This is a genomic window from Nocardia takedensis NBRC 100417 (assembly GCF_000308695.1).
Taxonomy (GTDB): Bacteria; Actinomycetota; Actinomycetes; order Mycobacteriales; family Mycobacteriaceae; genus Nocardia; species Nocardia takedensis.
The window spans coordinates 15,446-29,986 of record NZ_BAGG01000254.1 but is presented as its reverse complement, the minus strand read 5'-3'; the positions used below and the strand labels follow the sequence as shown (position 1 = coordinate 29,986).

General features: G+C 70.3%; 13 protein-coding genes. 5 read left to right on the top strand and 8 right to left on the bottom strand.

All coding sequences use genetic code 11. The features are described 5' to 3' along the window. Window positions 1-7: 7 nt before the first annotated feature. The 6 genes from ON30_RS36655 to ON30_RS30975 all read right to left on the bottom strand — a co-directional run bounded on the left by ON30_RS36655 (window position 8) and on the right by ON30_RS30975 (window position 6,491). Window positions 8-3,010, bottom strand: a complete 3,003-nt coding sequence (locus ON30_RS36655; protein ID WP_083911829.1) for a toprim domain-containing protein — start codon at window positions 3,008-3,010, stop codon at window positions 8-10. Next, window positions 2,998-3,750, bottom strand: coding sequence for a DUF4913 domain-containing protein (locus ON30_RS36650; RefSeq protein ID WP_051030219.1), 753 nt, complete (start codon window positions 3,748-3,750; stop codon window positions 2,998-3,000). Before ON30_RS36650 ends, ON30_RS36655 begins: the two co-directional genes overlap by 13 nt. Further along, window positions 3,747-5,525 (bottom strand): type IV secretory system conjugative DNA transfer family protein, encoded by a 1,779-nt coding sequence (locus ON30_RS30990; protein WP_245554300.1) that lies wholly within the window; start codon window positions 5,523-5,525, stop codon window positions 3,747-3,749. Before ON30_RS30990 ends, ON30_RS36650 begins: the two co-directional genes overlap by 4 nt. 80 nt (window positions 5,526-5,605) lie before the next feature. After that, entirely contained in the window at window positions 5,606-5,938 is a 333-nt protein-coding gene (locus ON30_RS30985) for a WhiB family transcriptional regulator (RefSeq protein WP_040713286.1), read from the bottom strand. Then, a complete protein-coding gene (locus ON30_RS30980) occupies window positions 5,938-6,183 on the bottom strand; it encodes a hypothetical protein (RefSeq protein ID WP_040713284.1) in 246 nt (81 codons plus the stop codon). The genes ON30_RS30985 and ON30_RS30980 overlap by 1 nt, the downstream gene beginning before the upstream one ends. Further along, window positions 6,183-6,491, bottom strand: coding sequence for a hypothetical protein (locus tag ON30_RS30975; RefSeq protein ID WP_051030217.1), 309 nt, complete (start codon window positions 6,489-6,491; stop codon window positions 6,183-6,185). The genes ON30_RS30980 and ON30_RS30975 overlap by 1 nt, the downstream gene beginning before the upstream one ends. Window positions 6,492-6,682: 191 nt before the next feature. On the opposite strand from ON30_RS30975, the gene ON30_RS30970 reads away from it, so the two are divergent. From ON30_RS30970 to ON30_RS30960, 3 genes are all read left to right on the top strand, one after another. Beyond that, entirely contained in the window at window positions 6,683-7,420 is a 738-nt protein-coding gene (locus ON30_RS30970) for a GntR family transcriptional regulator (RefSeq protein ID WP_051030216.1), read from the top strand. Then, entirely contained in the window at window positions 7,420-8,250 is an 831-nt protein-coding gene (locus ON30_RS30965; protein WP_051030224.1) for a class I SAM-dependent methyltransferase, read from the top strand. The genes ON30_RS30970 and ON30_RS30965 overlap by 1 nt, the downstream gene beginning before the upstream one ends. 566 nt (window positions 8,251-8,816) lie before the next feature. After that, window positions 8,817-9,932, top strand: a complete 1,116-nt coding sequence (locus ON30_RS30960; protein WP_157183972.1) for a hypothetical protein — start codon at window positions 8,817-8,819, stop codon at window positions 9,930-9,932. A 101-nt stretch (window positions 9,933-10,033) separates the two neighbouring features. Here ON30_RS30960 and ON30_RS30955 read toward each other — a convergent pair whose 3' ends face one another. Further along, a complete protein-coding gene (locus tag ON30_RS30955) occupies window positions 10,034-10,351 on the bottom strand; it encodes a hypothetical protein (RefSeq protein ID WP_040713278.1) in 318 nt (105 codons plus the stop codon). After that, window positions 10,348-11,199, bottom strand: coding sequence for a ParA family protein (locus ON30_RS30950; RefSeq protein ID WP_051030215.1), 852 nt, complete (start codon window positions 11,197-11,199; stop codon window positions 10,348-10,350). The genes ON30_RS30955 and ON30_RS30950 overlap by 4 nt, the downstream gene beginning before the upstream one ends. A 143-nt stretch (window positions 11,200-11,342) precedes the next feature. On the opposite strand from ON30_RS30950, the gene ON30_RS30945 reads away from it, so the two are divergent. Together ON30_RS30945 and ON30_RS36645 are read left to right on the top strand one after the other, a co-directional pair. Then, the gene (locus tag ON30_RS30945) at window positions 11,343-12,773 is read left to right on the top strand and encodes a coiled-coil domain-containing protein (RefSeq protein ID WP_040713275.1); all 1,431 of its coding nucleotides are present in this window, start codon (window positions 11,343-11,345) and stop codon (window positions 12,771-12,773) included. After that, window positions 12,773-14,497 carry a hypothetical protein gene (locus ON30_RS36645; protein WP_051030214.1) on the top strand — a complete coding sequence of 575 codons (1,725 nt, stop codon included), beginning with the start codon at window positions 12,773-12,775 and terminating at the stop codon, window positions 14,495-14,497. The genes ON30_RS30945 and ON30_RS36645 overlap by 1 nt, the downstream gene beginning before the upstream one ends. Window positions 14,498-14,541 lie beyond the last annotated feature (44 nt).

The following is a 14,541-nucleotide window of genomic DNA, read 5'->3' as shown; positions in this document are numbered from 1 at the left end:
TCCGAGGTCAGCGGCCCAGGCCGCGTTCCTCTTCGGGGCCCCGATGCTGGGTGCGCTCCACGCCGCTGCCGGGCCGGGTGGTGCGGGTCTTGCGGGCCTTGCCGGGGGTGGTCCGCACCGCGGCCTCGATGGGGTTGGCTCGTCCGGCGTCGGCGGCCATGCGTTGGGCGACCTGGTCGGGTGACCTCCCCTCCGCGCGCAGCCCGGCCTCCATCTCCGCGCGGCGTTCGGGACTGTCGTAGTCGGGGCGGACGCCGCGATCGGCGGCGATGCGCTCGCTGCGCTGGGCCCACTGGTCGGCGGTGCGGCGGGTCTGGGTGCCGGTGATCGCCGATTCCTCGGTGACGCGGGTGAGGTAGTTGCGCACGCTGTTGCGGATCGGTTCGGGTACGCCGCTGCGGGTCAGGGCGGCGTCCAGGCGGACCTCGACGCCGTGCTGCTCGTAGTCGGGCAGGCTGATCCGGCCCGCGCCGAGCTGGGCTTGCAGGTGGAACACCTGCGAGACCTCGTCGGTGGTGCGGGCGATCGCGCGGTCGGGGGCCGCGGCCGAGCCGAGGATCTGTTCGACTCGGCGCCGGTCGATGTAGCCGTTGATCCGGGCGGCGTCGTCGGCGCGGGTCAGGTCGACCGAGGCTCCGGTGCGGTCATCGACGAACAGCATCTGGGGCACCGCGGGCACCCCGGCGTCGGCGTCGGCGATCACGGCGCGGATCTGGTCGATCTCCAACTCGTGCAGCCCTTTACCCCGGGTCAGGGCGTGATCGATGCGGCGGCGATGGACCTGGGCCTGCTTGCGCAGCCCTTCGGCGGTCTCGGCGTCCAGGCGTCCGGCCATCGCGGCTTGGCGCTCGGACTCCGGGGCCAGTGCGGCGTACATCCGGATCGAGTCGCCGAGTTGTTCGCGGTCGACGTGGTCGGGCCACAGCGGCTTGTGCTCGACGGTGGGGTCGGTGCGGATCTCCACCCCACGCGCCCGGGCGATGGCCTGGTCCTCGGGCATCATCAGCGCCACCGCTTCGGCCAGTTCTCCGCGCACCTCGGCGGTGTCGAACCCGCCGCGCAGCCGGTCGCGGTAGCGCACCAGCAGCGCGTCCACCCGCGGCTTGACCTCCTCGCCGGGATCGACCAGCGGAGCCTCCATACGTCGCAGTTCCCGCGAGGGCAGCACCGACGGCACCACCCCGACCTGCGCGTCGGGCACCACCGCCTCCGGGCCGAGATATCCGGCGATGAACCGGATCTGGGTCCGGTCGCGCTCGGAGACCTTGCGGTCCTTCAGCGCGGCGGTGAGCTTGGCCAACTCGTCCGCGCTGGGGTTGGTCTGCCAGGCGTTGATCTGCTGGTAGAGCATCTGCTGCTCGGACTCCGACAGGCCCTCGATCCCGGCGACCACCTTGGTCATCCGGTCCCCGGCCATCCGCAGCCGGTGCGCGCCCGCGCGCTCGGTCTCCCGGGCCCGCAGCGCTTCGGCCAGCTCGACGGTGACCGCGTTGGTGACCGCACCGGTTTCCAGATCCACGCGCAGACCCCACCGGTGGTGAACGTGGTCCTGGAGTTCGGCGATCGTGCGCGCGGCGACCTCGGAATCTGCGGCCCACGCCGCGGCGTCCTTGACCGCACCGGCGACCTGGGCGCGGGTGGCGTTGTCCCAGCCCGCTTTCCGCAGCATCGACAACCGCGTCTCGATGGCCTTGCGCTCGGCCTCGTGACGGGCCTCGATCACCGCCCGCTCGGCTTCCTCCCGCGCTTCGGCGACCCGACGGTCGGCGGCGCGCTGGGCTTGGGCTTTCTGGGCGAAGACCAGCAACTGCTGCAACCACAGCTGCATGAACCGCGCCCAGGCCCCCGACACCTGGTCGATGTCGGGGGTGGTGTCGACGGGGTGATCGCGCAGCGGCGCGACGAATCCTTCTCCCACAGTGGGATCTCCTTCGTGCTGGGTGGGTGGGTGGGTCGGTGAGGGGCTGGTGACCGTGACGTCGGAGCCCGGGGTGATCGAGGCCCCGCCGGCGGGTGAGAGCGCGCCGTCGGCGGGGATCGGGGTGTAGGGGTCCAGGCCCGGGATCGGGTCGAGTTCGGCGATCTCGTGGCCGAGGTGGAGATGGTCGGTGAGGTCCTTGCCGGTGGCGGCCTGCACCACCCGCACCCGCTCCACGCGGCCTTTCAGGCTGGCCATCACGCGCTCGGCGCGGCGGTAGCCGGGCGCGTCACGGTCGGCGACGATGACGACCGTGCGCGCCCCGCGCAGCCATTGCGCGTGCTCGGGACTCCAGCCCGCGGCGCCACCGGCGTTGGTGGTCGCGGTCAGTCCCGCGTGCTCGGCGCTGAGCACGTCCTTCTCGCCCTCGACGAGATAGATGGTTCGGCCCTGCGCGATCGCCTCCAGCACGGCCGGGAGCTGGAACGGGACCTTCGCGAAGCCCTCGGCCTGCCACTGCCCGGCCTGCTGGTCCCAGCGGCGCTGCGAGAACGCCTTGTCGCGGCCGCGCTCGAACTGGGCTTCCTTGCGGATCACCTCGCCGAGGACCTCACCGTCGTGGCTCAGGTACGGGTAGGTCGCGGTGCGCTCCCACGGCGTCACCCGCTCGCCCAGGTCGGTCTTGGCTTTCGTGACCGGGATTCCGGCGGCCTCGATCGCCCGATCGGCCTGAGAGACCCTAGGCGCGGGCTTGCGCGCCGGAACCCGGCCCCGGCGCGGACCGCTCTGTGCGCGCCGGGTTCCGGGCTGGAAGGGGTTGTCGTAGAGGTCGCGGACCTTGAGCCCGAGCACGTCGAGGATTCGCTCGTCATCGCATCCCGCGCGGCACTCGACCTTCGTGCGGCCCACGTCGGCGAAGTGCTTCACACTCAGCGACGGGTCGTGGTGGCGACCGTCGCCCTCGTGGACCGGGCAGCAGAACTTGGTCCAGGTCCCCGATGGCCTGCCCGGTCCCACAACGCGTTCCAGGGCATCGGTGACCAGCGCGAACGATCCCTGATCGTGTGTCGGGGCGGTGTTCACTCCGGCCACGCCATCTCGACCCGTCGCCGCAGCGGCTTGCCGGTGTCGGTCGGCACGAACAACCCCGAGGGGCGTTCGGTGTAGTGGCCTTCGGTGTTGACGGCCACGGAGATCGGCTTGCAGGGCAGCGGACCCAGCTCGGCGCTGTGGCCCTTCTCCACCGAGCAGTGCCGAAACGGTCCCTGCGGGTTCAGGATCGCGGCCATGTGCGGGCCGAAGTGCGAAAGCCAGAACTCACTCATCTCGGTGGTCTCACCCAGGCGCAGGTGCTCGAAGGCCGCCCACAGCGCCTCCATCCGTGCCACGACCTCGCCGTGCTCGTGCCAGTCCGGGCACCAGCGGAAGTACTTCTCGGACTGGAACTCGCTGACCTCACGCCGCCACACCTGCGCGACGTAGCGCTCGACGAAGTCGGCCAGGGTCTTGAAACGCAGTTCCCGCTTGGGCTCCTCGGCCTCCCCGTCCGCCGCCGCGGCGGGTTCCGGGGCGGGCTCGGGTTCGGCGCCGGTGGGGCTCAGGGCGGCGTTGGCCTGGTTCACGGCGGTCTCGCGGACCCCGGCCACCACCTCGGGGGTGAGCAGATCGGCCACCACCCCCTCGGCGATCTCCTTGGCCGCCGCGTTGACCTGGGCGGTGACCGCCTTGCGGGTCGCCGAATCCAGCAGCGCGCCCAGATCCATCTGCGCCACCACCGCCTGAGCGGCCGTAGCGTCCTCGGTGGGCGCGGGGTTGTCGGTGGCCTCGCTCATGCCACGACCTCCTCACCGGTGGGCACGCTGCGCAGCCGCGGTGGCGGGGTGACCCCGGCCGTGGACGGGGCGTGCTTGCGGGCCGGGTCGTGGCGCTTGATCGAGTCGTCGACCTTGTCGGCATAGGGACGTTCGCGCCACGGCACGAGCTGCACCAGGGCGGGGCGGTGCCCGGAGGAGAACACCACCGCGCGCCCGCGCGGCAGCGAGGCCAGATCGCTGGCGGTCAACGTCACCTCGGTGGTGCGCGAGGTCGACACCGACCGGTGGCCGTTGCTCTTGGACACCGAGTCGACCAGTTCGTAGTGCTGGCCGATCAACTCGGCGCGATCACGCAGGAATCCGGCGTCGTCCAGGCCCGCGCCGAGGACCTTGAAGTTCGCGGCCGACCACAGCGCGGTCATGCCGTCGTGGCCCCAGCAGCCCACGCCCTGCGCCCAGGACTGAAGGATGGTCATGACGATGATTCCGCGAGAACCGAAGTGGGAGTACTGCTTCGGCAGCGCCGACCACTTGACGATGTTGGCCGCCTCGTCCAGCGCGATCAGCATCGGCACCGGCAGGCGACCGCCGTGGCGGGTGCCCTCGGTGGTCGCGGCGTCGGCCACCGCCGCGCACAGCGCCGTCAACAGCGGCCCCGCAGTGCCCTCACCCTCCAGACTCAGCGGGTACAGGGTCTCGGTCGAGGTCACGAAATCCGCGCACCGGAACTCCGTGCGCGGCACCTCGCCCGGCTCGGGCGGGGTCACCCACGGGCGGATGCCCTCGTAGCGCAGGCACGCGGCCATCTTCTTGGCCGTGGAGAACACCCCGGACTTCTCCTTCGGCGAGGCCGAGTACTGGGCCGACAACGCCCGTGCCGTACGACGGAACCCCGCCTGGGTCAGGATCTTGACCGGCGTCGTGTCGTCGGGGGTGACCGTCCAGTCGAAGGCCTGGGTGATCGGCGCCCGCGACACCGCGCACGCCAGGAACAGCGCCATCAGCAGATCCTTGCCCTCCGGATCGAAGAAGGCGTCGGTCTTGCTGGCGTCCCCGCCGACGGCGAAATGACCGGCCAGCTCGGCCGCGCGACGCTCCGCGATCACGAGATCGCCGCCCGCGCGCACCCACGCCGAGGGATCCCAGAACCACGTCGGCTCCTGCTCGGCCACGCCCTGCGGATCGAAGATCCACACCCGACCGAACTCCGCGCGGGCATCGCGCGTCGCGTCGACCACGTCACGCTTGTTCGACGTGGCCACGACCGCACCGGGGGCTTCCATCACCGCCGGGATCACCCGTGAGGTCGACTTGCCCTGACGCGGCCCCCAGATGTCGAGGTGCAGGTCCTCGAACGAGGCCCACAGCTCCTGCCCGTCACGGACATTGAGCCCGACGAACACCCCCGGAACGTCGTCCTCGCCGAGGCGCACGTTCAGGTCCTGGGCCTTGCCCAGCACCGCGTCGCGGCGCAGATCGGCCAACTCGCGGCCGTAGGCCATGTACCGGGACTGGGTGTCGACCTTCTGCTTCTTGATCCGGCCCGCCCGACCGCACCCGCGCAGCTGCGCGCACTTGCCGCACGCCGCCGTCCACGCCCACCGCGCCCCGACCACCGCACCGGCCGCACCGACGACGAGAGTGACCGCACCGCCTGTAGCGGCGTGCGTCCAATCCACGTCTCCGGTCATCAGCCCGATTCCGAGTGCGGCCGGGTTCCACGGCACGTCCTGATCAGGCCCGCCGAAGAGGGCACCGCCGACCCGGACCGACAGCCCCGCCACCTCGGCCACACCGAACACCGCACCCGTCGCGAGCGGCGCAGCCCACTCCGAAACAGCGCTACCACCAGGAGCTTTCACACTGCGATCCATCACGCGGCCCCTTCCGCGATCCGGGCTCCGCGCACGGTGAGAGCGACGGCGCGGAGTTCCTCGGCGACGACCAGTCGCCGCTTCTGATCGCGACGCGAATGCGAGGCGGGCACCTTCACCGACGCGGTGACCGCGCCCGTCAGCCGACCCGCGAGCACCTCACCGACCGCCCACTCGGCGCACTCGGCCAACCGCGGGCAGCCACGGCACAGGCCCATCGCCTGATCGGCGGCACCCGCCCGGTTCGGCGGGAAGAACACGTCCTGGTCCACGCCGTTGCAGGCGCGATCGGTGAAGGTCGCCGGGTCCGGGAGTTTGGTCGGCTTGTTCATCACCGCGCACTCCCCGCCGGAACAGTGCTGGTCGGGGCGACACCGCAGAACGGCTCGCAGGAGCCGATCACGCGGGTCGGGGACTGGGTGCTGGGCTCGTGCGAGGGAAACAGCAGCACCACAGCCACCAACGCGGCGAGGGCGACCAGCACGGCGGCCGCGAACAACGCGCCCATCACACCGACCCCACCAGCGATCCCGCCACCGACCGGGACATAGACATCGATCACGCGCTCGCGGGCCATCACGCCACCGCCTCCGCCATCGACACGAAGCCCAGTGCCTCAGCAGCGGTCAGGCCGATCAGACCCGCCCACCGCTCGACTTCCGGCCGCTCCGGAGCGACCGCGATCCGCATCGCCGCCGTCGCCTGCGCGCGGGTCAGCGTCCGACCCGGCAGGTAGTCCACGACCCACAGGTCCTGGCCCACGTAATCGGCGTGGTGCTCGGTGGTCTCGCTGACCAAGTGGCCAGCGGCCTCGATCACCGCCGGGATGGTCGGCGCCGCGCTGCGCCGCCAGGTCTTGCTCGTCCATACGTCGGGGATGTTCATCGCGTCCTCCTCAATCGTGTGCGCGCTGTGTGCGCATAGCGCACACGATTGAGTATGAACGTGATAGCGACCACGCACAAGAGCGCACACGGTCGAAAAATCGCCGGTTGTGCGGCATCCTGATCCGCGGCGCGCACACGCGCACACGATGGCTAGACTTGATCGATGAACTCCGAGAGAAGGACCCCCATATGAATCCGCACTTGCAGCGGCCCGAGCCCGTGTACCTCCAGCTCGTAACTCACTACCGCGACGCGATCACCAGCGGCGAACTCGCCGAGGGGCAGCGTCTGCCGACCGTTCGTGAGATCGCCGACTACTGGAAGGTCGCCTACACCACCGCGGCCAAGGCCGTACGCCAGCTCGCTGCCGACGGTCTGGTCTCCACCAGCAAGCAGGGCACCATCGTTGCTTTCCTGGAGGGATCGACCTACTCGCCTGCGGATCGCCTGCGGTCTGTTCACCGCGGCCGCGTGATCTACCCGCACGGTGCCTCGAAAATCATCTCGGCCGAAGTCATCGAGGCACCCCAGCACGTCGCGGACGCGATGGGACTCGATGCGGGTGACCGGGTCGTTCGCCGCGAACGGGTTACCGCACACGGGGATGTGCCCGTGACCTGGTCGGTAACCTGGATGCCCGCCGAACTGGTGGAAACGGTGCCGGAACTGCTCGACCTGGCACCAATCCCCGGAGGGCAGGGCACGATCGGCCTCGTCAAGGAGCGGACCGGCCGCTTCCCGAAGGTAGGCCTCGACAGCTACCGCCAGTGCGCCGCTCGGGCGACCGCGCTCATCGCCGAACGACTCGGCATCAACGAAGGCGATCCGATCCTGCGCGGCGAGAACAGCTGGCCCGAAGAATCCGGCGTCGTCCTGGAATTCGGCGAGTTCGCCATCCCCGAGGGCCAATGGGTGACCGTCTCCTGATGCCCACAGACGAGCCAGACCACACCGCTGCCGCAGTGGAGTCCAACCGTCAACTCTGGAACGAGTGGGCAGCGATCCACGCCGAAAGCGACTGGTACGACCTCGATGCGGTCCGGGCCGGGGCCGATAAGCTCCGGCCCTACGAAGTCGCCGAGGTCGGCGACGTCACCGGTCTGCGTCTCCTGCACCTCCAATGCCAGATCGGCGCGGACTCGGTGGCGTGGGCTCGTCGCGGCGCGCGGGTCACCGGCGTGGACTTCTCCCCGGTCGCCGTCCAGATCGCCACCGAACTGGCGCAATCCCTGGCGGTGACCGCCGAGTTCGTGTGCTCCGACGTGCTGGCGCTGCCCGAAAACCTCACTGGTGCATGGGACGTCGTCTACGCCTCACGCGGCGTCCTCGGCTGGATCTCCGACCTCGATCGCTGGGTGCACGTCGCGAGCCACTTTCTACGGCCCGGAGGAACCCTCTACCTCACCGACATGCACCCCCTTGCGCGCGCCGTCGACGACACCGCCGACACCCTCAGTCTCGGGCGGCCTTACTGGTCCAGACCGGAGCCCACGCGGCACGTGGTCACCGGTTCCTACGCCGAACCGAATGCCAAGGTCGTCTCTGGCAGCAAGTACCTGTGGACCCACAGCACCGGCGACCTCATCACCGCTGTCGCACAGGCTGGCCTCTACATCGAGTTCTTCCACGAATTCCCCTGGTTGGACCGCGCACTGCCCTCGCTTACGAAAGTCACTCCGCGGCAGTACATACCGCCCGAAGGCATCGAACTGCCGCTGTATTTCTCGCTTCGTGCCCGGAAGTTGAAGCCAGAGTGATGCCCCCAGATTGGGCGAAAACAGTGGTTCTGCGGCGTGTCAGCCACAGATATGGTCGGAAACGAGCTAGTACTAACGACTATGGCTAGAACGCGCAGACTCCCGGTGACGAAACCCGTCGGTACCAATCTGTCGTTCGAGGTAGTGGATGCCCTGGACGCCGCAGTAGCGGCGCGAGGGCTGAGCAAGAGGGCGCTATTCGAGATCGCGCTTCGGCGAGAACTCGGTCTGCCGCCCTATCCCGGTGACAACGGACAGGAGGAACTGCCGATATCGGCCTAGCCGGAGGACTCCGCAGCCGATCGCGGAGGAGATAGTCCCCATAACGAGCGAAGGCCTCCCAGCGCCAACTGGGAGGCTCTTCATGGCCCCTGAGGACCGACGCTTTGGAAAGCGGTTCCAAGGGTAGCAATACTGCACGTTCGCAACAAAGGATCGCGCCCGGTGTATCGGGTCACGATTCCGCGAACAGCCGGTGTTGGCTACCCTCTCGCATCTCACGAGGCTGTGTCGCCTCGCCTCCTCGACACGGACGCAGGCCCGCGCTGGCGGTCCCGCTCTTCCGTGTGCCTGCCCTGCGCTTGGAGCTGCCCGAGAACGCCTACGCGGCGTCTCCGGCGTGCTGGTGGTCGCGTGAGCGGTGGATCGCGCACCACCTGGCCCTCTACGACCAGTACTACGCGCTACTGCGCCGCAACGGCATGGTCGAATCGGTATCGAGGCGGACGTTCGAGCACTACCTCATCGCCGAATCCGGCGGCGCCGACCACGGCACCGGCCGCAACGCCCGGCTGACCGTCGCCACGCTCCAGAAGGTCACCCTGCGCAGCGAGTCCACCATGCATCGGTGTCGTCGACTGCTGGGTGCCCTCGGCGGTAGGACGGTGGTGTTCCGGGGCCGTCACCGCACCCGCGCCGAACGCCTGGACTCGTGGCGGCGTGACGACCCGTGCCGCGGCTGGTCAGCGGTTGCCGCACTGCACGAATCCACGACACTGGCTGTGGATAACTCCCTGGTGGAATTCATCCTCCACCAGGGCTTTGGCACCCCACCGGGGCAAAGCCCCGGTTCGCTTTCTCTCTCACGTCCGAGAGCAGTTACTGACCACCAGGACGTGACGAAGGGACGCGCTCCGCGCGGCCAGGACACGAAGGGGGTTCGCCGGAAACCTCGAGCGTACGACTCCAGGGCGGTGCTATTGGCCGCCAGAGTGCGCACAGACGCCCGTTTCCCGCTCTGGGTACGACAACTCGGGGTGCAGGGGCTGGCGGCCGTCCTGACCCGCCGCGCGATCCACGGGTGGCAGGCCGACGACGTGCACGCCGCCCTCGACGAGGTCTACCTGAGCGGGCGTCGGATCTTCGACCGGCCCCGAGATCCCTACGCCTACCTGGCCTACCTGCTGGCCAGCACCCCGGTCGACGAGCCGCCGATGCTGCTCGACCGGGCGCGAGAAGCCGCCGCGGAACTGGAGCGGCTGGCCCGCCAGCGCGCCGAGGCCCAGGCTCGACGCGCTGAGGCGATGGCCTCGGTACCGGCCTCTCGGGGGTCGGCGGCGGTGAGCCGTGCCCGCGCGGTTGCGGCGGCCGCCGGACAGCGAGGGCTCAGCACCCAGGCGGCGGCGCGGCTGCGGGCGGCCGCCAAACTGCGCGACCTCGCGCGCGGTGCCCGCGAACGATGACCGCGCCGGGTGGTAGTTCGGCTGGGGTGCGGAGCGCTGCGGTCGAGGTGTGCACCGCGATCACTGCTAGCTAGTCGTGCTAGCAAACCTAGCCTTGCAGGTCAGCAGCCATTTCGGTCCATGTATTCGCGCAGGGCGAGGTCGGTGATCGAGGCGATGGAGATGCTGCGGTCGCCGGTCTCGTACCGGAGTTTGTCGACCGCGCGGCCGAGGCGGTCCTTGGTGGAGGGCCGGATGCGAACGTTGTGCTGTTCGATGAGGCGTTCCTCCAGCGGTGTCGCCGGAGGGATCTGCGGCGGTGCGGGTGCGGGTGCGGCGGCCGCGGGCGTGGGGTCGGGCCTGGTGGGTTCGGGGCGGTCGGGGATGGCGTCGGCGGGGTGACGGCGCTTGATCGCCGGTTCGCGGTTGACGCCGCTCATGCCGAGACTCCCGCCGTGAGGCCCAGCTCGATGGCCAGGTCGGTGTAGGCGACCTGGAGGGCGATGACCTTGCCGCCCTGGAACAGGTGCACCGGTCTCGCCGCGGAGTGCGCGTCCTGTCGGGCGGACAGGTCGGGGATCACGGTCCGGCAGACCAGGCCCCCGTCGGTGCCGTAGGTGCCGTAGGCCTCGCGCAGTTCGCGCTCGCGGAAGTTGTGCTCGCCGGTGTTGCGACGGCGTGAGACGACGATGGCGCCGAGCTCCAGCCGCGGGTTGGGGCGTCGGCGTACCCGGTCGATGGTCTCCTCGACCTCGGTCACGCCCTTGACGGAGTCCTTGGTGGCCTCGGTGACCACGATGGCCTGATCGGCGGCGACCAGCGCCGAGAACAGGAGCCGGCCCAGCGAGGGCGGGCAGTCGAACAGCACCGCGTCGTAGGCCGACAGGTCGACACCGTCGAAGGCCGCGTCCAGCCGCCACACCAGGTCGGCGTCACCGGCTTCCTCGACGGCGGCCAGTTCGCGGGTGGCCGGGGCGATGTCGACCAGGTCCCACGCCGAGGCGACGACCACGTCGGCCAGCGCGCCCGGCTTGGCGGTGCGGTCGAACAGGTCCGCGACGGTCAGCTGCCCCGGCGCGACCTCGACACCGACCCCACCGGTGGCATTGCCCTGCGGGTCCATGTCCAGTACCAGGGTCCGGCCGCCCTCACCGCGGCGGCGACCGGCCGCGGCCAGCGCGCTGGAGATTCCCAGCGTGGTGGCGGTTTTTCCTACGCCGCCCTTCTGGTTGGCCAGCACGATCCGGCGAGGTTGGCTCTCATCGCTGCGCGCGCTCGTTTCGCTCACGGAGCGACCCTAACATCCATAGCAAGTATCTATAGCTAGGCGCGCTAGCATAGCTAGCATTTATTAATATGTTTTGTTAAAACGTATTAACGAAACGAATTAAAAACGTATCAAACATAACGATTTGTGGTAGAATTCGAGGTATGACACAGCCCGAAACCCCGCCCGCGACGGCCGCCGTCGCGCCGCGTGTGTGCCAGTTCTGGACAGGATTCGACGCCGAATCCGGCGAACACCAGGTGTGCGGCCAGCCCTTGGACGACGGCGCGGGCCGTCCCGGGCGAAAGAGCGAGTACTGCGGCGTCGAACGGATCGATCCCGACGGCGTGCGCCGCAAGCACGACCGCCTCGGGGCGTTCCAGCGCAAGCGCGAACTGCAACTGGCGGCCGCGGGGAAGGCCCCGTCGCGCCGCGAACGGTCGGCCCCGCGCCCGGTGACCTCGTCGCGGTCCTCGATGGCGGATCTGCTCGCGCAGTGGGAGATGGTCACCACCTCCCACCGGGCGCAGCTGGAGGAGCTGATCGGTCGCGCCGCCGAGATCGTGGCCACCGCGGGCGATCCGGACGCCGCCGTCGCCGAGGTCTCGCAGCTGCGCCGTGACGCCCAAGCCGAGATCGACGCCGCCCGCGCGGCCGCCGAGGAAGCCGAGACCGAGACGGTCGCCGCGCGCCGCGAGCGGGACCGCGCGGTCGAGGATGCCGAACTGGCCGCCCGCGCCGCCGAGGACGCCATCGCAGACCGCGACGCCCGCGTGGCCGAGGCCGACCAGGCACGTCAGGACGCCGAAGCCGCTGCGGCCGAGCAGATCGCGGCAGCCACAGCCGCCGCCGACGCCCGCGTCGCCGAGCACCTGGCGCTCGTCGAGGTCGCGCGCGGCGAGACCGCCCAAGCGCGGGAGGAGGCCGCCGCCGAGATCGCGGCCGCGAACACCGCCGCCGACGTGAAAGTCGCCGCGAGCAGGGCCGAAGTCGAGACCGCGCACCGCGAACTCGAGGACACCCGCACGGCCGCCGATCAGGCGATCGCGCAGGAGAAGGCCCGCGCGCAGACCCGAGTGGAGGAAGCCGAGGAGATCGAGCGCCAAGCCGCGCTCCAGATCACCCAGGCCCACGACGAACTCGCCGCCGCGCGGACTGCCCAGGCCCGCGCCGAGTCCGCCGCCACGGCCGCGGACCGCGCCGCCGCCGACTCCCGCGCCGAAACCGCGCGGCTGCGCACGGAATTGGCGCAGGTCAGAGAGGAGGCCAGCGTCGAACGTCGCGAACTGCGGGCGCAGGTCGATACCATCCGATCCGACTCCGATGCCCGCGCCCAAGCCGATCGGGCCGAGATCGCCCGTCTGCGCGACGAACTCACCGCCACCCGCGAGGACAACCGCGTCGAGCGCGACCGCCTCCACACCGCCCACGAGGGCGACCTCGCCCGCGCCCAGGCCGCCCACACCGCGCAGCTCACCGCCGTGCAGGGCGCGCTGGACACCGCCAACACCACCATCACCCGACTCGAATCCGAGATCACCACACTGCGGACCGCGCTCACCGAGGCCCGCACCACCAAGAAGGGCGACCGCTGATGCTGTTCCGAACGAAGAAGACCACACCCGCCCCTGCGCATCCACCCAGCGGTGACGTCGAGACCCTGGCCGAGCAGCTCACCACCGCCCGCGGCCGTCGGGACCTACTCGGCGGTGACGCCGCGACAGTGCTGACCGAGGTTCTGTCCGAGGCCGAGATCGCCGAGCAGCGCGGCCTGGCCGAGTGGCGGCGCGCGCAACTGCGCGAGGCTGAACGCGCGGAGCTGACCGCGCAGCTGGCTGCCGAGTCCGCGATCCGGCAGGCCGAGGCCGAGATCCGTACCGCCGACATCCGTGACGCCGTGGGCGCCCGCAAGGCCCTGGCCGCGCAGCGCCGCGCGGAGACCCCGGCCTCGACGATCGCGGAGTTGCACCGCTACAGCCAGGGCACCCGCTACGGCTGCGCCGCGGTCATCACCGCGGGCATGATCTGGTCGGCGGTCAACGTCCAGCACAACATGGCCCCCGGTGGCCCGTCCGACCCGATGTTCTGGGTGTCGTTCCTGGTCGAGGGCATGATCTCCGGACTGCTCGTCATCATCGCCGTGGGCACCGCCAAGCACCGCGAAGCCGCGGGCGTCGAGCCGTCACCGGGACTCCAGTGGGCCGAGGTCGGCCTGTTCCTACTGACCTTGGCGCTCAACACCTACCCCTACGTCGCCGCGAGCCACTGGTACCAGGCCAGCCTGCATGGCATCGCGCCCGTGCTGATCGGTGGCGCGCTGTGGGTGCTGCACTACCTCGGCCGCGACAACGCCCGCGCACGAGAGATCGTCGCGCAGCGCATCAACGCCGACCTGGCCACCCACCTCCCCGATCTGCGCGTGCACACCACGCACTCCAGCGCCGCGCGCACCGAGCCCGCGCCGTCGGCGCCCGCCGTTGCGCAGCATCGTGACGAGGAGGCCCGCACTCCGGAGCCGATGGCCGAATTCGAGGCCGAGTTCGACCCCGCACCACACTTCGCTGCGGAGCCCGCACTTGCCCCCGCACCGCACTTCACGGACGAGGAAAGTGCGGTCCTGCCGACCCCGCACCAGAGCCCGCACCGCACTTCGCCGGAGATGCACAGCACTCCCGAAACGGACGCAAGTGCGGGTAGTGCGGGCACCCCGCACTACGAAAGTGCGGGGGCCGCCACCGACACCGCCGAGCCCGCACCGCACCAGCCGAGCGAGGAAAGTGCGATACCCGCCGCACCAGTCACCGAAGAGACCCCCGCACCTGCCCGCACCGAAACCCGCACCACCCCGACCAGCGACGACACCACCGACGAGGCCACAAGTGCGGAGGAAGTGCGGGCACCGCGCGCACCACGAACCAGGACTTCCCATCCCTCTCGCGCCGCTGGTGCGGGGTACCCGGCATCGGTTGGTGCGGGGGCGCGGTCGCAGGCCGCACTCGCCCTGTCGACGGTCGAAAGTGCGGGGGCAAGTGCTGGTGCTGGTGCGGGAGAGGACAGCCAAGTGCGGGCCTCGCTGACCCCGCTCGCGACCGAAGTGCGGGGGCGCGGTGTCGGCGCGCGGATGCCCGTCGAGACCGTAGTGCGGGTGCTGGAAGCACTCGACCGCGGCGCGAGCATCAACGCGGTGCACAACGGCACCGGTGTGCACCGCCGCACCATCGAGCGCATCCGCGACACCGCTGCGGTCGTCCTGGCCGAAGCCGCGCGCGGCGAGGGTGGTGGGCGCGTGATCGAATTGCGCAAGCACGACCGGACGTAGCGCACCACCAGTCCGAACAAACGACGAAGGCACCCGGCGGCTCT